At 67.3% G+C, this 20,622-nt stretch carries 20 protein-coding genes, 3 pseudogenes and 1 riboswitch; of the genes and pseudogenes, 11 read left to right on the plus strand and 12 right to left on the minus strand.

From position 1 onward, the window contains the following. Positions 1 to 159 precede the first annotated feature (159 nt). The 3 genes and pseudogenes from ACX5I6_RS11695 to ACX5I6_RS11705 all read left to right on the plus strand — a co-directional run bounded on the left by ACX5I6_RS11695 (position 160) and on the right by ACX5I6_RS11705 (position 1,953). A complete protein-coding gene (locus ACX5I6_RS11695) occupies positions 160 to 300 on the plus strand; it encodes a hypothetical protein (protein WP_461840574.1) in 141 nt (46 codons plus the stop codon). Beyond that, a pseudogene (locus ACX5I6_RS11700) lies at positions 297 to 1,552 on the plus strand (hypothetical protein). Before ACX5I6_RS11695 ends, ACX5I6_RS11700 begins: the two are co-directional and overlap by 4 nt. Before the next feature lie 233 nt (positions 1,553 to 1,785). Then, positions 1,786 to 1,953 carry a DUF3117 domain-containing protein gene (locus ACX5I6_RS11705; RefSeq protein ID WP_009357720.1) on the plus strand — a complete coding sequence of 56 codons (168 nt, stop codon included), beginning with the start codon at positions 1,786 to 1,788 and terminating at the stop codon, positions 1,951 to 1,953. A 54-nt stretch (positions 1,954 to 2,007) separates the two neighbouring features. Here the strand turns inward: ACX5I6_RS11705 and ACX5I6_RS11710 are convergent, their stop codons facing one another. Then, positions 2,008 to 2,640 carry an O-methyltransferase gene (locus ACX5I6_RS11710; protein ID WP_018760302.1) on the minus strand — a complete coding sequence of 211 codons (633 nt, stop codon included), beginning with the start codon at positions 2,638 to 2,640 and terminating at the stop codon, positions 2,008 to 2,010. A gap of 229 nt (positions 2,641 to 2,869) precedes the next feature. On the opposite strand from ACX5I6_RS11710, the gene sigE reads away from it, so the two are divergent. The 3 genes from sigE to ACX5I6_RS11725 all read left to right on the plus strand — a co-directional run bounded on the left by sigE (position 2,870) and on the right by ACX5I6_RS11725 (position 4,802). Next, positions 2,870 to 3,484, plus strand: a complete 615-nt coding sequence (sigE, locus tag ACX5I6_RS11715) for an RNA polymerase sigma factor SigE (RefSeq protein ID WP_461840575.1) — start codon at positions 2,870 to 2,872, stop codon at positions 3,482 to 3,484. A gap of 7 nt (positions 3,485 to 3,491) precedes the next feature. Then, complete coding sequence (locus ACX5I6_RS11720; RefSeq protein WP_461840576.1) at positions 3,492 to 4,328, plus strand: anti-sigma factor; 837 nt, start codon at positions 3,492 to 3,494, stop codon at positions 4,326 to 4,328. Positions 4,329 to 4,397: 69 nt separating this feature from the next. Then, positions 4,398 to 4,802 carry a Sec-independent protein translocase family protein gene (locus ACX5I6_RS11725; protein ID WP_285248748.1) on the plus strand — a complete coding sequence of 135 codons (405 nt, stop codon included), beginning with the start codon at positions 4,398 to 4,400 and terminating at the stop codon, positions 4,800 to 4,802. Between the two features lie 8 nt (positions 4,803 to 4,810). On the opposite strand, the gene ACX5I6_RS11730 is transcribed toward ACX5I6_RS11725, so the two are convergent. The 3 genes from ACX5I6_RS11730 to ACX5I6_RS11740 all read right to left on the minus strand — a co-directional run bounded on the left by ACX5I6_RS11730 (position 4,811) and on the right by ACX5I6_RS11740 (position 7,989). Further along, positions 4,811 to 5,956 carry an Mrp/NBP35 family ATP-binding protein gene (locus tag ACX5I6_RS11730; RefSeq protein ID WP_461841704.1) on the minus strand — a complete coding sequence of 382 codons (1,146 nt, stop codon included), beginning with the start codon at positions 5,954 to 5,956 and terminating at the stop codon, positions 4,811 to 4,813. Positions 5,957 to 6,023: 67 nt separating this feature from the next. Further along, entirely contained in the window at positions 6,024 to 6,722 is a 699-nt protein-coding gene (locus tag ACX5I6_RS11735; protein ID WP_461840577.1) for a DUF1003 domain-containing protein, read from the minus strand. After that, the gene (locus ACX5I6_RS11740; RefSeq protein WP_461840578.1) at positions 6,706 to 7,989 is read right to left on the minus strand and encodes a magnesium transporter MgtE N-terminal domain-containing protein; all 1,284 of its coding nucleotides are present in this window, start codon (positions 7,987 to 7,989) and stop codon (positions 6,706 to 6,708) included. Before ACX5I6_RS11740 ends, ACX5I6_RS11735 begins: the two co-directional genes overlap by 17 nt. Positions 7,990 to 8,066: 77 nt before the next feature. On the opposite strand from ACX5I6_RS11740, the gene ACX5I6_RS11745 reads away from it, so the two are divergent. After that, on the plus strand, positions 8,067 to 9,041 hold the full coding sequence (locus ACX5I6_RS11745; protein WP_461840579.1) for a YflT domain-containing protein: 975 nt from the start codon (positions 8,067 to 8,069) through the stop codon (positions 9,039 to 9,041). Between the two features lie 121 nt (positions 9,042 to 9,162). On the opposite strand, the gene ACX5I6_RS11750 is transcribed toward ACX5I6_RS11745, so the two are convergent. Next, the gene (locus ACX5I6_RS11750; protein WP_461840580.1) at positions 9,163 to 10,737 is read right to left on the minus strand and encodes an aminopeptidase P family protein; all 1,575 of its coding nucleotides are present in this window, start codon (positions 10,735 to 10,737) and stop codon (positions 9,163 to 9,165) included. A gap of 79 nt (positions 10,738 to 10,816) precedes the next feature. On the opposite strand from ACX5I6_RS11750, the gene ACX5I6_RS11755 reads away from it, so the two are divergent. Then, the gene (locus ACX5I6_RS11755) at positions 10,817 to 11,665 is read left to right on the plus strand and encodes a PHP domain-containing protein (RefSeq protein ID WP_461840581.1); all 849 of its coding nucleotides are present in this window, start codon (positions 10,817 to 10,819) and stop codon (positions 11,663 to 11,665) included. A gap of 13 nt (positions 11,666 to 11,678) precedes the next feature. Here the strand turns inward: ACX5I6_RS11755 and ACX5I6_RS11760 are convergent, their stop codons facing one another. The 4 genes and pseudogenes from ACX5I6_RS11760 to thiE form a co-directional block, all read right to left on the minus strand. Beyond that, positions 11,679 to 12,551: a DNA-methyltransferase gene (locus ACX5I6_RS11760; protein ID WP_461840582.1), complete on the minus strand. Its 873-nt coding sequence runs from the start codon at positions 12,549 to 12,551 to the stop codon at positions 11,679 to 11,681. An 8-nt stretch (positions 12,552 to 12,559) separates the two neighbouring features. After that, on the minus strand, positions 12,560 to 14,230 hold the full coding sequence (locus ACX5I6_RS11765) for a DEAD/DEAH box helicase (RefSeq protein ID WP_461840583.1): 1,671 nt from the start codon (positions 14,228 to 14,230) through the stop codon (positions 12,560 to 12,562). Positions 14,231 to 14,520: 290 nt separating this feature from the next. Continuing rightward, positions 14,521 to 16,025 (minus strand): annotated as a pseudogene (locus ACX5I6_RS11770) (RNB domain-containing ribonuclease). Between the two features lie 30 nt (positions 16,026 to 16,055). Next, positions 16,056 to 16,748: a thiamine phosphate synthase gene (gene thiE, locus ACX5I6_RS11775; RefSeq protein ID WP_461840584.1), complete on the minus strand. Its 693-nt coding sequence runs from the start codon at positions 16,746 to 16,748 to the stop codon at positions 16,056 to 16,058. Between the two features lie 27 nt (positions 16,749 to 16,775). Further along, positions 16,776 to 16,895: riboswitch (TPP riboswitch) on the plus strand. On the opposite strand from thiE, the gene thiO reads away from it, so the two are divergent. The 3 genes from thiO (at position 16,890) to ACX5I6_RS11790 (ending at position 19,229) form a co-directional block, all read left to right on the plus strand. Beyond that, positions 16,890 to 18,179 (plus strand): glycine oxidase ThiO, encoded by a 1,290-nt coding sequence (thiO, locus tag ACX5I6_RS11780; RefSeq protein ID WP_461840585.1) that lies wholly within the window; start codon positions 16,890 to 16,892, stop codon positions 18,177 to 18,179. It overlaps the preceding riboswitch by 6 nt. After that, on the plus strand, positions 18,176 to 18,412 hold the full coding sequence (thiS, locus tag ACX5I6_RS11785; protein WP_461840586.1) for a sulfur carrier protein ThiS: 237 nt from the start codon (positions 18,176 to 18,178) through the stop codon (positions 18,410 to 18,412). The genes thiO and thiS overlap by 4 nt, the downstream gene beginning before the upstream one ends. A 4-nt stretch (positions 18,413 to 18,416) precedes the next feature. Further along, a complete protein-coding gene (locus ACX5I6_RS11790) occupies positions 18,417 to 19,229 on the plus strand; it encodes a thiazole synthase (protein WP_461840587.1) in 813 nt (270 codons plus the stop codon). A 63-nt stretch (positions 19,230 to 19,292) separates the two neighbouring features. On the opposite strand, the gene ACX5I6_RS11795 is transcribed toward ACX5I6_RS11790, so the two are convergent. The 3 genes and pseudogenes from ACX5I6_RS11795 to ACX5I6_RS11805 form a co-directional block, all read right to left on the minus strand. Further along, positions 19,293 to 19,595 carry a hypothetical protein gene (locus tag ACX5I6_RS11795; RefSeq protein ID WP_461840588.1) on the minus strand — a complete coding sequence of 101 codons (303 nt, stop codon included), beginning with the start codon at positions 19,593 to 19,595 and terminating at the stop codon, positions 19,293 to 19,295. Between the two features lie 26 nt (positions 19,596 to 19,621). After that, positions 19,622 to 19,846, minus strand: coding sequence for a DUF3107 domain-containing protein (locus ACX5I6_RS11800; protein ID WP_285248758.1), 225 nt, complete (start codon positions 19,844 to 19,846; stop codon positions 19,622 to 19,624). A 44-nt stretch (positions 19,847 to 19,890) separates the two neighbouring features. Continuing rightward, positions 19,891 to 20,557 (minus strand): annotated as a pseudogene (locus ACX5I6_RS11805) (TetR/AcrR family transcriptional regulator). Between the last annotated feature and the right edge of the window lie 65 nt (positions 20,558 to 20,622).

Consider the following 20,622-nt stretch of genomic DNA (forward strand, 5'->3'; position numbering starts at 1 on the left):
GCCAGCACACGCCGGACCTGAGGACGTGGACCAACTACGGTTCTCGCTGGGGCTGCGCGGCTACCGGATGGACCAGGTGGACCAGGTCCTGGAGGACCTGCGGGACCAACTCGCCGCCAGGGACCGGGAAGTGGCGGAGTCCGCAGTCGGCTGGCCGCGATGGAAGGCGACGTACCGGAACCGGATTCCGACGCCGGCCCCGCCGCCCCCGCGGACCCGGCACCGGCTGACCCGGGCACCTCCGCGGACGCGGACGAGGCCGCCCGCGGGACCGCCGTGCCGGGGACGGGCGGCCCGTGAGCACGGTGGACCGCCGCAGCCCCTTGGCGTCTGCCCACAGTGCCGCACTCCGGGCTGCTTCCGCCGTCCGCGGCTGGCCGTGGTGGATCCAAACCACTGTCCTGTATGGCGCCGCCCGCCTTGTCTCGGCGTGCATCTTCATGGCCGCCGCGCTCCACCAGGGCGTCAACCCCTGGTTCCCGCCGAAGCCGGACTACTGGAATTTCATCAACATCTGGGATGCCCGCTGGTACGCCCAGGTCATCGCCAATGGCTACCCTTCCGTGCTCCCCACGGACGCCGCCGGAAACGTGCAGGAAAACACGTGGGCCTTCTACCCGCTTTTTCCCGCGCTGGCCGGCGGGCTCAGCCGCCTCACCGGCATGAATTCCGCCGCCTCGCTGACCGTGATCGCCATGCTGGCCGGCTGGGGCGCCGCGTTGCTGGCCTACGTCCTGTTCCGGCAGAGGGCGGACCATGGCCAGGCGATGTGGGGCGTCGCGTTCTTTTCGACCTTTCCCGTTTCGGCCGTGCTGCAGGTGCCGTACGCCGAACCACTGTCCCTCCTGCTGCTTGCATGGGCCCTCCTGCTGGTGCTGCGCCGCCAATACCTGTGGGCCATGCCGGTGGTGTTCGTGCTGTGCCTGTCGCGGCCCGTGGGCGTGCCCTTCGCGGCCATGCTGGGCCTGCTGCTGGTCTGGCGCGCCGTGGACCGTCTCCGGGGCGGCACCGCGCCGGGAACGGAAGAAGAATCCCACTCGGTGCGGGACCTCGCGGCGCTGACTGGACTCACCGCCGTCGCAGGTGTGTCCGCACTGGTCTGGCCTGCTGCCGCGTGGGCCGCCACGGGTGACCCCGAGGCCTACACCAAGACCGAGACGGTCTGGCGGGGGCAGGACCTGGTGCCGTTCAAGCCCTGGTTCGATACCGGCGTCGAACTTTTCGGCCCCGTCCTTGGCCTGCTGGCGCCGTTGGTCTTCGTGGCGCTGTTCGGCGTGATGCTGTTCCTCCCCCGGTAGTGCGGCTCGGAGCCGAACTCCGGCTGTGGTGCGCCTGCTACATGGGCTACCTGCTGATGTTCCTCCACCCCCAGACCAGTACGTTCAGGATGCTGCTGCCCCTGTTTCCGCTGGCCCTGGGCGCCGTCTTCCTGTCCCGGTCCCGGGCCTACCGCGGGACCGTGGTGGCCATGTTCGTGCTGTTGCAGATCGTGTGGATCGTGTGGCTTTGGGCCTGGGCCCAGCTGCCTGGCGGCGGCGATTATCCGCCCTAGCAAAAGGGGCTTCAGTGCAGGTCAGGCCGGGAATGCCCGGTGCACGGAAATGTCCATCGATTAGCTACGTGCGGGTAAATCCGCGATAATAGTAAGTAAGCAAGGACACAAGCATCCAGAAAACGCGCAGCCTCGGCGGGGGAAGCACCACACCGCCACAGCCGCTTGATCGACATGCGGACCCAGCCCGCCCGGGCTGATCAGTCCTGGAACAAAATGGAGGGGAATTCCTCATGGCGGCTATGAAACCACGTACCGGCGACGGCCCAATGGAAGTCACCAAGGAGGGCCGCAGCCTGATCATGCGCGTCCCGCTCGAAGGCGGCGGGCGCCTCGTGGTCGAGCTGAACGCTGCCGAAGCAGCCAACCTCAAGGAATGCCTGGTAGGCGTTACCGAATAGTCGTGCCGGACAGGGTCCGCGGCCTCGCGCCGCGGGCCCTGTCCTGTTTCCGGCCTACTTCTTGACGGCGACCAGCAGGCCGTCGCCGGTGGGAAGCATCGCGGACGCCAGCCGGTCGTCGTCGCGGATTGCCCTTCCCACCTGGCGCAGCACCACCGTAGTGGCCTCGCGGCCGGCCGGGTTGGCCACCTTGTCCTTGTCCAGGGCGTCATTGATAATCAACAGGCCAGATCTCTTGAGGAGCCGGATGGCCTGCTCAACGTAGCCGGGCAGGCCGGGCTTGTCGGCGTCGATGAAGACCAGGTCATACGCACCGTCAGTAAGGCGCGGCAGGACATCTCCGGCACGGCCGGAGATAGTGCGGGTGCGGTTGGCAGGGCTGCCGGACTCCGTGAACGCCTCGCGGGCCGCGCGAAGGTGTTCGACGTCCACGTCAATGGTGGTCAGGACAGCGTGCGGGCCAAGGCCCCGAAGCAGGCACACGCCGGAGACACCGGCGCCGGTGCCGATCTCGACGGCGGTCTGCGCCTTGGACGCAGCAGCAAGGACCGTCAGGACCGCGCCGACACCAGGGCTGATGGCGCTCACACCCAATTCAAAGGAACGTTCCCGCGCCCGAAGCATGACCTCATCCTCAGCGGGCAGATCTTCTGCATAGGACCAGCTGCTGGACTTGTCGGCGCTCATGAATTATCGCTTTCTGGGCGTGAAGGGGGAATGTCCCCTTTAGCCTACTGTGTCCGGCCCTGCCGGCCCGGGAAGAGGCTGTTGCGCCGAAGGCTGAAGTTACCCTTCGGTCAGGAAATTCCCAGCCAAGTTTGACATGATTGGAATCCGCTCATCCAAAAGGTGACCGGCGCCGAATCAGAGATGTCAACAGTATCCGGGCGTTAGCATTCCACGAGGGGAGTGGACGATGTCATCTTTAGTTGTGGCACCTGTCCCTGCAGTCAACAATCCCGATGATGAGTGGGTCCGTCCCACCTGGGAAGAAGTGGTCACCAATCACTCCGCGAAGGTCTACCGGCTGGCCTACCGTCTGACCGGGAACAAGTTCGACGCCGAGGACCTCACCCAGGAGGTGTTCGTCCGCGTCTTCCGTTCACTGGAAAACTTCAAGCCGGGCACCCTCGACGGCTGGCTGCACCGCATTACCACCAACCTGTTCCTCGACCAGGCGCGCCGGAAGACACGCATCCGATTCGATGCCCTGGCGGAGGACGCCGAGTCGCGCCTGCCCGGCCGCGAACCCGGCCCCGAGCAGAGCTTCGAGCTGAACAACCTGGACCTCGATGTCCAGGCAGCCCTGGAGGAACTCCCGCCGGACTTCCGTGCCGCCGTCGTCCTCTGCGACCTCGAAGGCCTGTCCTACGACGAAGTGGCCGAGGCGCTCGGGGTCAAACTCGGCACCGTCCGTTCCCGTATCCACCGCGGAAGGACCATGCTGCGGGAAAAGCTGGCACATCGTGACCCGCGCCCGCAGCAGGGACGCCGCAAGCTCTCCATCCCGCGCATCGCGGGCATCCTCTGATCGGCGCATGAAGTCCCAGTTTCCTTTCGGCGGCAAGCACCAGCGCTCCGGCAGCCACCTCGAGGCCTGCCAGGAGTGTGCCGCCACTGTACGCCGGGAACGGCAATACCTTGAGCGGCTCCGCCAGGCGCCGGTCCCGCCCGCCAGTGACGACCTGACGGCACGGCTCCTGGCGCGCACCCACGAACTCGCGGCGCAGCCCGACGCCCCCGTGGGCCACACCGGAAGCCGGATGGCCGCCCGGGCCTTGGCGTTCACCGCAGGAGGGACCATGGCGGCAGCCGGCGTACTCGCCGTGGGGGCGTTCACCGCTGCGGGGGACCCGGTGGCGGGGGAACCCTCCGGAACGGAGGCGGCGTTTTCCCACGTCTCTTTGCAGACCCCAACCGACGGCCGCCCGCTGGATCCCGCCCAACTGGCCTCGCTGCGTACCGAAGGCTGGGCCTGCCCGGAACTGCAGGCCATGGGATTCCACCTCGAAACCGCACGGGCGGTGCTGCTGGAAGGACAACCGGCTGTGGAACTGCGCCTCACCGACGGCGCCCACCACGCCACCGTCACCGAACAGCACCCGTCCAACCCGGATTCCGGCACCTCGCAGGCATGGTCCATGTCCCCGGCGTCCGCGACCTACCGCACGGCCGGCCTCACCATCACCTACCGCTCGGACCTTCCCGCGGGGCAGGCCGATGACGCCCTTCCGATCCTCAAGAACGTCGCCGATGCCGCAACAGAGGGTGTTGCGGCCGCCGTTCCAGAACAGTCCGCAGGAAAGTCCGGGGAGCCGCTGGAATCACGGCTGGAGCGCGGCATCAACAAGATCGCAGCTCTGTTCACCCCGTGACGCGGACTGTTTCCACGTCAGCCGGACGGGAATCGTCACTGGCAGCCCGGAGAGGGTAATCTTCCTAAAGTGTTTGGTATCAACGGCCCGGAATTCATAATTCTGCTGATCATCGGAGTTCTCGTGATCGGCCCCCAACGGCTGCCCGAATATACCCAGAAACTGGCAAACCTGGTCAAGGAAGTGCGCCGGATGGCCTCCGGTGCCCGGGAGCAAATCAAGGAAGAAGTAGGCATCGACATCGACGATGTCGACTGGAAGAAGTACGATCCCCGCCAGTACGACCCCCGCCGCATCATCAAGGAAGCACTGTTCGACGACGACACCAAGCCCGTCAGCGCCGGAGCCCCGGCCGCGGTGGCTGCCGTATCCGGTGCGGCGGCGGTGGCCGACGCCGCCCCTGCCCGTCCTGAGCGGGTTGTGGAGCGGCTCGCCCCGGGCGAAACCGCTCCCTTCGACACCGAAGCCACCTAGGACGCTTGTCAGCGGGGCTGGAGCCCCAGCTTCATCCCGGCAAGGCCGCGCGGTGTGGCGGCAAGCCGCTCAGCAATACCTGCCAGCGCCACGCCTGCCGCGGAATCGGGCTTACCAAGCACGATCGGAACCCCGGCGTCACCGCCCTCGCGGAGTTGGATGTCCAGTGGAATCTGGCCCAGCAGGGGCACCGGAACGCCGAGCGTGGTGCTGAGCCGCCCGGCAAGGACCGTGCCGCCGCCGCTTCCGAACAGTTCCATCCGGCCACCGCCGGGCATGTCCAGGTACGACATGTTCTCAATGACACCGGCGATCTTCTGGCCGGTCTGGGTCGCGATCGCACCGGCGCGTTCGGCTACGTCCGCCGCCGCGGCCTGGGGCGTGGTGACCACCAGGATCTCCGCCTTGGGCAGCAACTGCGCCACCGAAATGGCGATGTCCCCGGTCCCCGGGGGAAGGTCCAGGAACAGGGCGTCCAGGTCGCCGAAGTAGACGTCCGTGAGGAATTGTTCCAGAGCCCGGTGCAGCATGGGTCCCCGCCAGGCGACAGGCTGGTTCCCGGTGACGAACATGCCGATGGAGATGACCTTCACGCCGTAGGCAACCGGGGGAAGGATCATGTCATCCACCTGGGTGGGAGCCTGGGAGATGCCCATCAAGGCGGGGACGGAGAACCCGTAGACGTCCGCGTCCACGATGCCCACCCGCAGGCCCCGGGCAGCCAGGGCAGTGGCAAGGTTCACGGTCACCGAGGATTTTCCCACCCCGCCCTTGCCGCTGGCCACCGCATAGACCTTGGTCAGCGATTCGGGCTGGTTGAACGGGATGGTGCGTGCGCCGCCGGGGCCGCGCAGCTTCTCCTTGAGGGCATCCCGCTGGGCCTGGTCCATGACCTTCAGGTCGACGTCGACGGCGGTGACACCGGGGACCGCGGACAGGGCCTTGCGGGCATCGGCGGTGATCGTGTCCCGCAGCGGGCAACCCGCGATGGTGAGCAGGACAGCGACGGTGGCCCGGCCGTCGTCGGACACCTGGACGGAGTCCACCATCCCCAGTTCGGTGATGGGCCGGCGGAGCTCAGGGTCGATAACGGTTGCCAGGGCGCGGGTGACGGCCTGGAGCAGCGGGGAGTTGGCGGATGGTGCCGGATCCATGGGGGCGCTCACGTGGCGGGCCTCGGCTTTCGTGCTGGTGCGGCGAAGTGCAGCCGGATGATCCGGCCTAGCGTTCGTTGGTGGAATGGCCGGGCTTGACCCGGGGGATCTGCTGGGTGCGCGGGCCACGCTGCCGGTCCCTCTGCTCACGGAGTTTGTCCTTGACCTTGTCCCGTGGTGACTCATGGGAACCGGGGCCCGAGTCGTCGTGGGTCCGGAGTTCCTCCTGCGCTTCCAACATGTCCTCCAGGAGTGAGCGCAGCTCTGCCCTGACATAGTCACGGGTGGCTACTTCACGCAGCGCGATCCGCAGGGAGGCCAGTTCCCGGGTGAGGTACTCGGTGTCGGACAGGTTGCGTTCGGCGCGCTGCCGGTCCTGCTGCAGGGAGACGCGGTCGCGGTCGTCCTGGCGGTTCTGCGCAAGCAGCAGCAGGGGTGCCGCGTAGGAAGCCTGCAGCGACAGCATCAGGGTCAGCAGGGTGAAGCCAAGGTCCCTCGAGTCGAACTGCCACTCGACGGGCGCCCAGGTGTTCCAGCCCAACCAGAAGATGCAGAACACCGTCATGTAAACCAGGAACTGCGGCGTGCCCATGAACCGGGCAAAACCCTCGGTGGCGTGCCCGAATGCGTCCGGATCCGGCTTGAACTTGGGCAGGATCCGCTGACGGGCGCTTAGGGGTGTGTCGAGGCTGCCTTTTGATTCCGCGTTGGCCAGGTTCCGCTGGCTGGGGTTCTTCGGGGCGCTGTTATCAGCCAATGCGGCCACCGAGCTTTCTTATCGGGGCTTCGCCATCATGGGCGCGCCAGTCGTCCGGCAACAAGTGATCCAATACGTCATCAACAGTCACCGCCCCCACAAGCCGGCCGGCGTCGTTGACCACCGGGAGGGAGTTGAGGTTGTAGGTGGCCAGGGTCCGGGCCACCTCACTGATGTGGGCTTGGTCGGACAGCGGCTCGAGGTTCTTGTCCACCAGGTTGCCCAGCGCCTCGAACGGCGGGAAACGGAGCAGTTGCTGGATGTGCACCACGCCCAGGAAGCGGCCAGTGGGGGTCTCGAGCGGCGGCCGGGCGATAAAGATCGACGATGCCAAGGCGGGGAGAAGCTCCTCCCGCCGCACGTGGGCCAGGGCTTCGGCCACGGTGGCTTCCGGCGGCAGGATGACCGGCACAGGAGTCATGAGGCCGCCGGCCGTATCCTCGTCGTATTCGAGCAGGCGGCGGACGTCGTCGGCGCCTTCGGGTTCCATCAGTTGGAGGAGTTCCTCGGCCTGCGCGGAGGGGAGTTCGCCCAGAAGGTCGGCGGCGTCGTCGGGGTCCATTTCCTCAAGGACGTCGGCGGCGCGCTGGACATCCAGCGCGGAGAGGATTTCCACCTGGTCGTCCTCGGGAAGCTCCTGGAGGACGTCGGCCAGCCGCTCGTCCTGCAGTTCGCTGGCCACCTCGAACCGGCGCTTGTCGCTCATCTCCTGCAGTGCCTCGGCAAAGTCTGCGGGCTTGAGGTCTTCGTGGTTGGCCACGAACTGCGTGGCGGCCTGCGGCTCGGTGCGTGGTCCCTGCTGGGCGTCCGCCCAGTCAATGATCAATGTTTCGTTGCGGCGCAAACGGCTCAAGGGGGACAGCGAGTGGCCGCGCCGGACAAACAGCTTGCTGACGAACCAGTCGCGGGACCGGTGCTGGTCGATGGCGATGTCCTCGATGGTGGCGTCGCCGCTGCCGTCGCGGAGGGTCACCCGCCGGTCGAACATCTCCGCCACCACCAGTGTTTCGGCACCGCGCTGTTCGAACCGGCGCAGGTTGACAAGGCCGGTGCAGATAATCTGGGTCTGGTCGATCGAGGTGATGCGCGTCATGGGCACGAAGACACGCTTCTTGCCCGGAACTTCCACCACGATACCCACCACGTGGGGGGCTCCCTGGGTCCCGCGGGACAGCACAACAACATCGCGCAGCCGGCCCAGGCGGTCACCCAAGGGGTCGAAGACATCCAGGCCCAGGAGGCGTGCCACGAAGACACGGGTAGGTGTTGTGCTCACCACTACAGGCTACCGAGTCTGCTCTCTTTTAGCTGAATTTACAGGCGGCACCCATCTTGATGGGCAAGAATGGGTGTATGTCCAACATTTTTGGTGCTCCCAAGACCGGCGGCCCCACCGGACCGGATGACGCCCGGGCCGTACCCACCGGTGACACCGTAGGGTCCTACACCTCCTACCTCGATGCCCAGAAGGCGGTCGACTACCTCGCGGACCAGCAGTTCCCGGTCCAGATGGTCTCGATCGTGGGCAACGAACTGAAGATGGTGGAGAGGGTGACGGGCCGTTTGAGCTACCCCCGGGTGGCCCTTTCCGGAGCACTGAGCGGCATGTGGTTCGGCCTCTTTGTGGGCGTCATGCTGTCCTTCTTCGCGCCCTCGCCCGGCTACTTCTCGATCATGACGTCGGTGCTGATGGGTGCGGCCTTCTTCATGCTGTTCGGCATCGTCACCTACGCCATGCAGCGCGGCAAGCGGGACTTCACCTCCACCAGCCAGGTGGTGGCCACGAACTATGACGTCATCGTGGCCCCCGAGGCAGCCCATGAGGCCCGGCGCCTGCTGCAGCAGCTGCCGATGTCCCGCTCCGACGCGGCGTCCGGACACGGCCCGTATACGCAGCATGACTACTACAACCAGCCGAACCAGCAGCAGCACCAGCCGGGGCAGGAACAGCAGCCCGGCCAAGGACCGGCCAGGCCGGCCGGGTGGAACGACCCCTACGGCCAGCGGCCCACTGCTGCTCCAGGGCACGAAGGCCACGGCTCCCCGGGCGCCGGAAGCCAGCAACAGGCCGGACAACAGTACGACGACGGGCAGCAGCCGGCACAGCCGGTCCGAACCGTGCGGTACCCCGACCTGCCGGACGGCCGGCCGCAGTACGGGGTCCGGCTTCCGCAGGGCCCCGCGACTGACGCCGCGCAGCACGGCGCAGCCGCTCCGGAACACCCCCACGAGCCGGCCGCCCAATCCGCGGCGGGCCCCAACCCGGAGCACAACCCAGGGCAGTACGGCCAGGACGAGGACACCCACCGGGGCGGCAACGGACAATAGGTCTCCCGGCTCCGCAGACACTCCGGCCTTCCTGGCGGCACGCGCAGGATGACGGCGATACAAAAGAGCGTGGCCACCGGACTCAGTCCGGTGGCCACGCTCTTTTCCGTGTGTGCCCGTGTCAGGCTTCTTCGGTCCGGTAAATGCCGGCCATCCAGGTCTCGACGTCTTCAACCTTGCGGGGCAGGGCGGCGCTGAGGTTGACGGGGCCGTCGGCGGTCATGAGGATATCGTCCTCGATCCTGACGCCGATGCCACGGTATTCTTCGGGGATCGCCAGGTCTTCCGCCTTGAAGTAGAGGCCCGGTTCAATCGTGAAGACCATGCCTTCGCTGAGGATGCCGTCCAGGTAAAGTTCCCGCTTGGCCTGGGCGCAGTCGTGCACATCCAGGCCGAGGTGGTGGCTCGTTCCGTGCGGCATCCAGCGGCGGTGCTGTTGGCCCTCGGGGCTGACCGCTTCCTCCACGCTGACCGGCAGCAGGCCCCATTCGGCGAGTCGTTCGGCCAGGACCGTGGTTGCCGCGGTGTGGATGTCGCGGAATTTCGTGCCAGGCTGCGCCGCGGCGAAGCCTGCATCCGCCGCGTCCAGGACTGCCTCGTAGACCTTGCGCTGGACAGCGGTGAAAGTGCCATCGGCCGGGATGGTACGGGTGATGTCCGCAGTGTAGAGCGAGTCCGCCTCAACACCGGCGTCCAGGAGCAGGAGGTCGCCTGCGTGGACCCGGCCGGTGTTGCGGGTCCAGTGCAGCACGGTGGCGTTGTTGCCGGAGGCCGCGATGGTGTCGTAGCCCAGTTCGTTGCCCACCTCGCGGGCGCGGGCGAAGAACGCACCCTCCACCACACGTTCGCCCCGGGCATGCGTCAATGCACGGGGGAGGGCCTTCACAACTTCCTCGAATCCCTCAACCGTTGCGGACACGGCGATCTTCATCTGCTCGATTTCCCACTCGTCCTTGAGCAGGCGCAGTTCGGAGAGCGCTTCGCTGAGCTTCTCGTCTAGGGCGTCCAGGGCCTCAAGGTCCAGATTCTCCGGATCCTTCGCCGTGTTGTACCGGGCCGTATCCACCAGGGCGTCGATGTTTTCGTCCACCTTGCGGACCAGGCGGATGGAGATTCCACCGATCTCGGGAGCGCCGACGTCCTTGGTGATGGCTGTTTCGAGCTGGTCGATGTGCGCGGTGGGCAGCCCCAGGCGGGCCTGGAACTCTTCGAGGGTGGGGCGTGCCCCGATCCAGAACTCGCCGGAGCGGGAATCGGCGTAGAACTGTTCGGTGTCCCTGCCCGCCAACGGCCGGAAGTACAGCGTGGCGCGGTGGTTGCCGCCGTCGTCGCCGTTTCCTTCCTCCACCGGGTCGAGGATCAGGACAGCGTCCGGCTCGTGGTCCAGGCCGAGGCCGGTCAGGTGGGCGAAGCCGGAGTGCGGGCGGAAGCGGTAGTCGCAGTCGTTGGAGCGGACCTTTGGCGGTCCGGCGGGGATGACCAGCCGTTCGCCTTTGAACTGGGCGGAGATTGCCTTGCGCCGGGTTGCGGCGTAGCCGGCGACGGCGTCGCGCTGGGGGAGTTCCTGGCTGGACGGCGCCCAGTTGCTGGCCATGAAGGCCTTGAAAGCGTTGGAACTGGGCCGCTGCGAGCGGTTGTTGACGCGCTCCTCCAGCGGCTGGGAAGCAGAGTTCTGGGTGTTATCGGCATCGTTCACGGCACCATCGTCTCACCAGCGTCGCGGCTAAGCGAACAGGCTCCGGTGCCGAAGGGGCGCGGTCCACTAGTCTGGACAAGTGAGGATTGACCTGCATGCCCACTCCAATGTCTCCGATGGGACAGAGCCGCCCGCCGACGTCATGGCCTCCGCCGCGCGTGCGGGCCTGGACGTGGTGGCCTTGACGGACCATGATTCCACCGCGGGTTGGGCCGAGGCGGCCGCGGCCGCCGTCACGCACGGCGTGGCCTTGGTTCCCGGCATGGAAGTCTCCTGCCGGACCGCGGAAGGCATCAGCGTGCACCTCCTGAGCTACCTGCACGACCCGACCCATCCAGGCCTGCTGGAGGAGATCACCAAGGCCAAGGACTCGCGCCTGACCCGGGCCGAACGGATGGTGACCATCCTGGCCGAGGACTACCCCCTGACATGGGATGACGTGATCCACCACGTGGCCCCGGGCGCCACCCTGGGCCGGCCGCACATCGCTGATGCCCTGGTGGCTGCAGGGGTGGTGGAAGACCGTTCCGAGGCGTTCGCTTCGATCCTCACCTCCCGGTCCCGCTACTTCATCCCGCACTACGCACCGGACCCGGCGACCGCCGTCGAACTTGTCCGTGCCGCGGGAGGCGTGCCGGTGTTTGCCCACCCGGTGGCGTCGGCCCGGGGCCGGATCGTGGGGGAGCGGACCTACCGGGAGATGATCGACGCCGGACTGGCGGGATTGGAGATCGACCACCGGGACAATCCGGAGGAGGGGCGGGCGTTTTTGCGCAAGCTCGCCGCCAAGCACGGCCTGCTGGTCACCGGCTCGTCCGACTACCACGGTACGGGCAAGCCCAATCTGCTCGGCGAGAACGTCACTGCCCCCGGAATGCTGGCGCGGATCGAGGAACTGGGCACCGGATCCGCGGTCATCCGCCCCTGATCACTTCGGCGCGTCAGGTGGGCTGGTACACGGCCAGGGTGGCGTGGGGACCGAGCCGTTTGGCCATGATGTCGATCGCGGGCTGGTTCTGGTCCACGCACACGAACTTCCGGCCAAGCTTGGCGGCCACTGCACCCAGGGTGCCGGAGCCTGCGAAGAAGTCCAGGCACCAGTCGCCGGGGCGGGACGAGGCGGCCACGATCCGGCGGACCAGCCCTTCCGGCTTCTGGGTGGGGTACCCGGTCTTTTCCTTGCCGGTGGGCGAGACGATGGTGTGCCACCAGACGTCGGTAGGCAGCTTGCCCAGTTCGCGCTTGGCCGGCGTCACCAGTCCCGGGGCCATGTAGGGTTCGCGGTCCACCTCGGCGCTGTCGAAGTGGTACTTGGCCGGGTTCTTGACGTACACCAGGATGTTGTCGTGCTTGGTGGGCCACCGGTTCTTCGCCCGGGCGCCGTAGTCATACGCCCAGATGATTTCGTTCAGGAAGCACTCCCTGCCGAAGATGGCGTCCAGCATCACCTTGGCATAGTGCACCTCGCGGTAATCCAGGTGCAGGTACAAGGTGCCGTCGTCGGCCAGCAGCCGCCACGCCTCCACCAGCCGCGGTTCCAAGAAGGACCAGTAGTCGCTGAACGCGTCGTCGTAGCGGTGAAGTGCGCCCTTGATGGTGTCGTAGGAACGGCCCTTGAAACCCACCCGGTCCCCGCTGCCTTCAGCGTTGGCCACCATCCGGGTTTCCTGCCGCTGCTGCGGCCTGCCCGTGTTGAAGGGCGGATCCACATAGATCAGCGTGAAGGCGCCGTCCGGCAGTGTTGGGAGGTAATCCGCGTTGTCCGCGTGCACCACCAGGCTGCCGCCGTCCGGCGCCCAAACAGTGTCTGTCATCGACGCAGTTAGCCCTCGGAGCTGCCGGGCTGGCCGCCCTTGTCCGCGGCGCCAACCACTTCGCCGTTGCGGCGGCGGGTGCGGGTCCGGGGACGGCGGGTGCGCGAGGACTGGTCGCCGTCGGCCGCGGGGGCGGCTGCGTCGGCGGCAGGGGCGGCGGAGTCGGAGGTACGACGACGGCGCTCACCGGAGCGGGCGGAGTCCCGGCCGCCGGCCTTTCCGCCGTCGTCCTTTCCACGTCCCCGGCCGTCGCGGTCGCGGGAACGGGAGGCGTCCCGGCCGCCGCGGCTGTTCTTCTTGCCGGTTTCACCCAAGTCCTCAAGCACCTCGGCGTCAACGCCGGCCAAGGTCCGCTTGTCGCGCGGAAGGCGTCCCTTGGTGCCCTCGGGGATGTCGAGGTCGCTGTAGAGGTGCGGTGAGGAGGAGTAGGTTTCCACGGGCTCGGGGACGCTCAGGCCCAAGGCCTTGTTGATCAGCGCCCAGCGCGGCATGTCATCCCAGTCGACGAACGTGACCGCAGTGCCCTTGTTGCCGGCGCGGCCGGTGCGGCCCACCCGGTGCAGGTAGATCTTTTCGTCCTCGACGCACTGGTAGTTGATCACGTGGGTGACATCGTCCACGTCGATGCCGCGGGCAGCGACGTCTGTTGCCACCAGCACGTCCACTTTGTTGTTGCGGAACGCGCGGAGCGCCTGCTCACGTGCGCCCTGGCCCAGGTCGCCGTGGATGGCTGCCGCGGCGAAACCGCGGTCCACCAGTTCCTCGGCCACCTTGGCGGCGGTGCGCTTGGTCTTGGTGAAGATGATGGTCCGGCCACGGCCCCGGGCCTGCAGGATGCGCGCCACCACCTCGGTCTTGTCCATGCTGTGTGCACGGTAGATGAGCTGGCGGATGTCGCGCTTGGTGAGGCCTTCATCATCCGGATCGGCTGCCCTGATGTGGGTGGGCTGGGTCATGTAGCGGCGCGCCATCGCGATGACGGGGCCGGGCATGGTTGCCGAGAACAGGAGCGTCTGGCGGACAGCCGGGGTTCCGGCGATGAGGGTCTCAACGTCCGGCAGGAAGCCAAGGTCCAGCATTTCGTCGGCTTCGTCGAGGACCACGAGCTTGACGTTCTTCAGGCTCAGGTGCTTCTGCTTGTACAGGTCGATCAGGCGCCCCGGGGTGCCAACTACTACTTCGACGCCCTGCTGGAGTGCTTCAACCTGGGGCTCGTAGGCACGGCCACCGTAGATGGTGGTGATCCTGGCGTTGCGCTTGCGGGAGGCCGTCTGGAGGTCGTTGGCCACCTGCACCGCCAACTCGCGGGTGGGGACGATGACCAGGGCCTGCGGGGCGCCCGGGACGGCCAAATTGGCGTAGCCGGGGTCGTCCTGTCCGATGACCCGCTGCAGAGCCGGGATGCCGAAGCCCAGGGTCTTGCCGGTGCCGGTCTTGGCCTGGCCAATGATGTCGTGGCCTGCCAGTGCCACCGGCAGGGTCATGGCCTGGATGGGGAAGGGGTGCGTGATCCCGGCGTCGGCCAGGGATTCGACGATGTCCGCGCGGACGTTGTAGTCGGCAAAAGACTTCTCCGCGATCTCGTGCGGCGTCTCGTCCGAAATGATGGTCTCTTCCGGCTCGATGGTCTCGGTGCCGGACGCATCGGTCAGGAGCTGGTGGGTATGCAATTCACTCACGGGGAGTTTCCTTATTCATTTGGGCAATGGCGCTGCCTGCTCAACGGGCCGGCCAGTCCTGGCCGTTCCGGAGCACGCTCGGGCGCGCAAGCTAATCCAGTGGAAGCCGATCGCGGGCTATCTAATGCTGGCACTGGTGACCAACGGGCAAATCTCAAGATCGCGTAGGGGCGGGCTTGTTGGTTTCAAATCAAGGAAATCAACGACCGGGCATCCAGTTCTACCTTCCCAGTCTAGCCGTACAGGGGCGAAATCCCCGTGTTGCCCGTTCCTGCCGCGTCCGCCGGGCCCTATGGAACCAGCTCGAAGTGGACCTGCCGGGTGGTGATGTCGGAGGACAGCAGCCGGACGCGCACCTTGGTACCGGAGGTCAGCTCGCCGGCGCAGCGTGCCGTGACCGCCGGTTCGGCGATCTGGATGATCCCGGAGCTGCCGTTCCCGTTGCCGTTTTTCGCGGACGCGTTGCAGTTCCCGTTCTTGGCCGATCCGTTGCCGTTCCCGTTCTGGGGTTTGGACCCGGAAATCACGATCGCGTCGAATTCCTGGCCGATGTGGTTCAGCAGCAATGCCGCCTCCACCGTGTCCAGCGCCATCCGCTCCATCCGCGACGCCAGCTGGTCGGAACCGGCCATGATTCCCGGCAGCAGCGGCAGCGCCTCCCGTACCCAGCCCGGAACGTCACCGCCGTTGCTGAGGGCCTCGCAGATCACCAGCACGAAGCGGTCCACCAGCCGGCGCAGCGGGGCGGTGGTGTGGGCGTAGGCGGCGCCGATGGCGGACTGGATGCCGTCGTCCGGGACTGTCCCGTCAAACGCTGTATAGGACGCGCCCCGGAACAGCATCCCGGCCGAATGCATGATGGCCAGCTGGCGGGGATCGGTGGGGTCCAGCGACCGCAGGTACTCGCCGTAGCTGACTTCGCCGTCCCACGGCCTGCCCAGCACCTCGGTCTGCAGCCGGAAATGCCTCAGCGACCGCTCATCCGGGGCAGGCATGGTGCGCAGGATGCCCACCTTGCCTTCCAGCATGAGCTGGGCGGCCGCCATCCCCGTCATCAGCGAAATCTGCGCGTTCCAGTCCTCCACGGGAAGCTGCGGGGCGGCGTCGATCCGGTAGCCGCCGTCGGGCAACTGAACGATCTCCTGCTCCGGCATGTTGAGGCTGGCGCCCCCGCGCGCCCGCTCCAGCGCCACCCGTTTCAGCCCCACTTCCCGGAGCAGTTCCAGCACGGGGGAGCGGTGCCGGCGTCGAGGGCGGCCTGTGCACCTTTGTAGCTGAGCTTGTCGCGGCTGCGGATCCGCGCCCGCCTGACGCCGACGGACATCACCGCTGCGTCGGCGTCGAGCGTGAACTCCCAGACGAAAGCCGAACACTCCTGGCCCGGCAGCAGGCTCCCGGCCCCTTCGCTGATGACCTCCGGGTGAAGCGGGATCCGGCCGTCGGGGGCGTAGAACGTCTGTCCGCGGCGCCGGGTCTCAGCATCCAACGGACCACCCGGTGCAACAAAGGCAGGAACGTCGGCGATCGCGTAGAGCACCCGGTAGCCGCTCCCGTCCGGCTCGATGAACACGGCTTGGTCCAGGTCGGTGGACGAGGCGGGGTCGATGGTCACGAACGCGACGGCGGTCAGGTCATAGGACGGCAGCTTCAGGGCCGCCACGGCGGCGCGGGCGTCCTCCACTGCCGCTGCCGGATAAGGCCCCGGCAGTTCGAGTTCTGCCCGCAACGCACCCAGTGCCTCTTCCAGTGCGTTCCGATGGTCGCGGACATTGGGAGCCAACCGATGATGTGACACAAAAGTCAGCGTAACTCCAAGTCCTGGGTTTTACGCAGGCCCGGGGCCGGCAGCGTCCAGCGCGTCGAGCAGGGAGGCTGCAGCGGCCGCGGGATCCGCCGCCTCGGTGATGGCACGGACCACCACGATCCTTCGTGCACCTGCCTCCGCCACCTGGTGCACATTCCCGTGGTCGATGCCCCCGATGGCAAACCACGGCACCGGGCTGGGTACCTCCGCGGCGGCCTTGGCGGCGTACTTCACCAGGGCAAGCCCGACGGCGGTCCGGCCGGGTTTGGTGGGCGTGGCCCAGACAGGTCCCACGCAGAAGTAGTCCAGGTGGGAAGGCCCGGCAGCGGCGGAGAGGGCGGCATCCACCTGGTCCGGGCTGTGGCTGGACAGCCCGATGGCCGCATTACCGTTGACCAGCGTCCGGGCCGCAGCCAACGGGAGGTCCTTTTGGCCGATGTGGAACACCGGTGCGCCGGACAGCACCGCGATGTCGGCCCGGTCGTTGACGGCCCACAGCCGCCCGTGACGCACCGCCGCCTCCTTCAAGACCGCCAGCAGGTCCAGTTCCTCGGCGGCCTCGATGCTCTTGTCGCGCAACTGGATGATGTCCACGCCCCCGGCGAACGCGGCATCCACGAACCGGGCAAAGTCGCCGCGGTCCCGGCGCGCATCCGTGCAGAGGTACAGTCTGGCCGCCCCGAGGGCAGGAAAGGAGGAGGGGGACATATTCATGCCTGCCAGCCTAGTTCCTCTAAACTGGGCTGGTACTGCGGGAGCCCGCGGCAGCTGTCACAAAGCGCCGGGCTGAGAGGGCTTTGGAGCCGACCGCTTGACCTGATCCGGCTAATACCGGCGTAGGGAAGGAACCGCACCATGACCAGCACCAGGAACTGCCGGCCCGGGCCTGGCGATGACGCCATCCGGGCCGACGTCGCCGTCATCGGCGCGGGGGTGGTGGGACACGGAATCGCCTGGGAGATCCAGCGCTCCGGCCGTTCCGTCGCGCTCATCGATGACGCGCCCGGCGCCGGCGCCAGCTGGGCCGCTGCCGGCATGCTGGCCCCCGTCAGCGAGCTGCACTACCAGGAAGAGGACCTCCTGGAGCTCATGCTCGACGCATCCTCCCGCTGGCCCGGCTTCGCTGCCGGCGTCGCCGCCGCAGCCGGAACCGGGACCGGTTACTTGACGACACCCACCCTCGCGGTCGGTGTGGACGCTGCCGACCGGCGGGCGCTGATGGACCTGCGCGCAGTGCAGCAGGCCAGCGGCCTGGAGGTGGCACCGTTGACCGTGCGTGAAGCCCGCAGCCGCGAACCCTTGCTGAGCCCGGGGATCTCATGCGCGCTGGACACCCCGGCCGACCACCAGGTGGACCCGAGGAAGCTGATAGCGTCAGTGCGCCTGGCGCTCGCCGCAGCGGCACGGGAAACCCCGACGTTGGCGGTTGCCGGTGCCACGGAAGGTTTTGCCGTCCCGGAGCGGGCGGCCGGACTGCTGTGGAAGGACGGGACGGTGGCCGGCGTCCGCCTTGGGAGCGGCAGCATGGTCCTGGCGAGGGAAACGGTCGTGGCCAACGGCCTGCACGCGGCGTCCCTTGACGGCTTGCCCCACGGCCTTGACCTGCCGCTGCGGCCGGTGCACGGGGACATCCTCCGGCTTTCCGTGCCGCAGCACCTGCGCCCGCTGGTGACGGCCACGGTGCGCGGGGTGGTCCACGGGATCCCGGTGTACATCGTCCCCCGGGAGGATGGCACGGTGGTCATCGGCGCCTCCCAGCGGGAGGACGCGCTTTCCGACGCCGTGAGCGCCGGCAGCGTGTACCAACTGCTCCGTGACGCCCAGGCACTGGTTCCCGCTGTCGCCGAACTTGAACTGCTGGAATGCACCGCCCGGGCGCGCCCCGGGACCCCCGACAATGCACCCTTGCTGGGCCGGGTTGCGGCGTCCTTGGGATCCGGGGGCCGAGCGGACGGGCACGTGCCGGGGCTGATCATCGCGACCGGTTTCTTCCGGCACGGGGTGCTGCTCACGCCCTCCGCCGCCGCCATCTGCACAACACTGCTGGACGGGGCCGTCGATCCCCGCTGGGCGCCGTTCAGCCCGGACCGCTTTTCCGGGTCGGCCGTGGCCGTCCCCAGCCCCCACATGAAGGAGACAGCGTGAATATCACCCTCAACGGAAACCCGCACTCGGTGGCCGACGGCGCTTCCATCACCACGCTCGTCAGCCAGGTCACCGGGCGGCCGCTGGCCCCCAACGGCCAGGCGACGGACGGCAGGAAATTGGGCGTCGCCGTCGCCCACAACGCCCAGGTGGTGCCGCGCAGCCAGTGGTTCGGTACCGCGCTCGCCGACGGCGACGACATCGAACTCGTTACCGCAGTACAAGGAGGCTGACACCATGACCGAAACCGGCACCATCAACACCGCAAGCCAAGCCGCAGGGGACACCCTGGTGATCGACGGCGTCGCCCTGGGATCCCGGCTCATCATGGGCACCGGCGGTGCGCCCAGCTTGGACGGACTGGGCGCCGCGCTCCTGGCCTCCGGCACGGCACTGACCACGGTGGCCATGCGGCGCTACTCACCAGCGGAAACCGGCTCGCTGTTCCAGCTGCTGGTGGACCACGGGATCAAAGTCCTGCCCAACACCGCCGGCTGCTTCACCGCCCGGGACGCTGTCCTTACCGCGGAACTGGCCCGGGAAGCCCTCGAAACCGACTGGGTGAAGCTGGAAGTCATCGCCGACGAACAGACCCTGCTGCCGGACGCCGTGGAACTCGTTGAGGCCACCGAGCAACTGGTCAACCGCGGCTTCAAGGTCTTTGCCTACACCAACGACGACCCCGTGCTGGCGCTGCGGCTGGAAAATCTTGGTGCCACCGCCGTCATGCCGCTCGGCGCACCGATCGGCACCGGTCTGGGCATCCTGAACCCGCACAACATCGAACTCATCGTCTCCCGGGCCTCGGTCCCCGTGGTCCTGGACGCGGGCATCGGTACGGCCTCCGACGCCGCCCTGGCCATGGAGCTGGGCTGCGACGCCGTCCTGCTGGCGACGGCCGTGACGCGGGCGCAGAATCCGGCGCTGATGGGCGAAGCTTTCAAGCACGCCGTGATTTCCGGCAGGTTGGCGAGGGCCGCCGGACGCATCCCGCGCCGGGAACACGCCCTGGCCTCATCGGCGATGGAGGGCCGGGCCGAGTTCCTCTAGCAGTTAATAAGGCTGTGGCCACCACCCGGACGGGTGGTGGCCACAGCCTTACTCAGGGTCGGTTCAGCTCCGCAGGACCGCGTTCAGCCGTTCCGTGTCATGGCGTGTCCGGGTGCGGCCCAGGTAGACGACGGCGGCAACGGCCGCAGCGATGCCCAGGACGATGGGCAGGACCCAGGGGAGCCACGTCAAACCCGGAAGATAGCCGAAACCTGCCGTCATGAGGATGATCCACGCCATCGCCGCGACGCCCACGGCGATCCCGGCGGGCACGCCCGCGCCGTACCTGGAATGGCGTTTGTCATTGGCCCAGACGATAAACCCGGCGGCGAGCGTGGCCAGCACCACGATGGTCAGCGACAGCATGGATCTCCTTGGAACGTGCGGTCAGCCTAGAACTGGCCGAAACCTACGCGGCGGACCTCTTCAGCGCCGATTTCCACATAGGCCAGCGCGCTGCCGGGAACAATGATCAGGCGTCCCTTGTCATCCTTCAGGCGCAACTGGGTGCCGTCGTTGATGGCTTCACCAACAGTCTTGGCCACCGTCTCAGCATCCTGGTCTGATTCGAGCACGATCTCGCGGCCAACGTTTTGAACGCCGATCTTAATTTCCAAGGGGGCCTCCCAGCCTGGTTCGTCGATGATGTCTTATTTGTAGTCTAGGACTCTTTGGGGAAGCGAGAGATTCCGCGCCAAGCTAAACGGTAGATGAGGTCGCTGGCCACGTTGAGGTCCAGGTTGCCGTCCGTTTCCAGCCAATACCGGGCGCTGACCTGCGCCATCCCGGCAAGGCCGCGGCCCAGGAAGCTCCGCCTCCAGGTGGGGGAGCTTGGTGTCCTCGGCAATGACCCGGGCGATGGCGTCGGCGAAGGTCCGATTGAAGGTCTCCAGCCTGGAGCTGACATCCGGATCGTTAATCAGGTCCGATTCGAACACCAGACGGTGCGCCTGGTCGTCGTTGGCGATGAAGTGGAAGTAGGCGCGCATGACGGCCTGCACGCGCTCGTCGTTGTCCGTGGTGGAGTTCAACGCCCCCAGCATCAGCTCTGTCAGCGACGTCAGATGGCTTTCCAGCAAGGCCAGGTAAAGCTCACGCTTGGACGGGAAGTGCTGGTACAGGACGGGCTTGCTCACGTGGGCAGTCTCTGCAATTTCGTCCATCGCGGCCCCGTGGTAGCCGTTCGCAACGAAGACTTCCTGGGCGGCTGCAAGCAACTGCGCACGGCGCTCGTCCCGGGGCAGCCTGGCGGACCGCTGGCCTGCGGGGCGGGAGGGAGTTTGCGGTTCGGCCGCGGGCGGGCGGTCAGCCCGTGCTTCAGGGACCACAGTTGGCCTTCTTTCCATTGCAGTTACATTCACTTTACTGCGGGGTAATATGACCCGGCGGTATC

It is taken from the genome of Arthrobacter sp. MMS24-T111, from assembly GCF_054888995.1.

Coding starts and splice junctions, on each gene's coding strand:
- ACX5I6_RS11695 (WP_461840574.1), top strand. CDS start 160: ATGGAAGGCGACGTACCGGAACCGGATTCCGACGCCGGCCCCGCCGCC.
- ACX5I6_RS11705 (WP_009357720.1), top strand. CDS start 1,786: ATGGCGGCTATGAAACCACGTACCGGCGACGGCCCAATGGAAGTCACC.
- ACX5I6_RS11710 (WP_018760302.1), bottom strand. CDS start 2,640: ATGAGCGCCGACAAGTCCAGCAGCTGGTCCTATGCAGAAGATCTGCCC.
- sigE (WP_461840575.1), top strand. CDS start 2,870: ATGTCATCTTTAGTTGTGGCACCTGTCCCTGCAGTCAACAATCCCGAT.
- ACX5I6_RS11720 (WP_461840576.1), top strand. CDS start 3,492: ATGAAGTCCCAGTTTCCTTTCGGCGGCAAGCACCAGCGCTCCGGCAGC.
- ACX5I6_RS11730 (WP_461841704.1), bottom strand. CDS start 5,956: ATGGATCCGGCACCATCCGCCAACTCCCCGCTGCTCCAGGCCGTCACC.
- ACX5I6_RS11745 (WP_461840579.1), top strand. CDS start 8,067: ATGTCCAACATTTTTGGTGCTCCCAAGACCGGCGGCCCCACCGGACCG.
- ACX5I6_RS11760 (WP_461840582.1), bottom strand. CDS start 12,551: ATGACAGACACTGTTTGGGCGCCGGACGGCGGCAGCCTGGTGGTGCAC.
- thiE (WP_461840584.1), bottom strand. CDS start 16,748: ATGAATATGTCCCCCTCCTCCTTTCCTGCCCTCGGGGCGGCCAGACTG.
- thiO (WP_461840585.1), top strand. CDS start 16,890: ATGACCAGCACCAGGAACTGCCGGCCCGGGCCTGGCGATGACGCCATC.
- ACX5I6_RS11790 (WP_461840587.1), top strand. CDS start 18,417: ATGACCGAAACCGGCACCATCAACACCGCAAGCCAAGCCGCAGGGGAC.
- ACX5I6_RS11795 (WP_461840588.1), bottom strand. CDS start 19,595: ATGCTGTCGCTGACCATCGTGGTGCTGGCCACGCTCGCCGCCGGGTTT.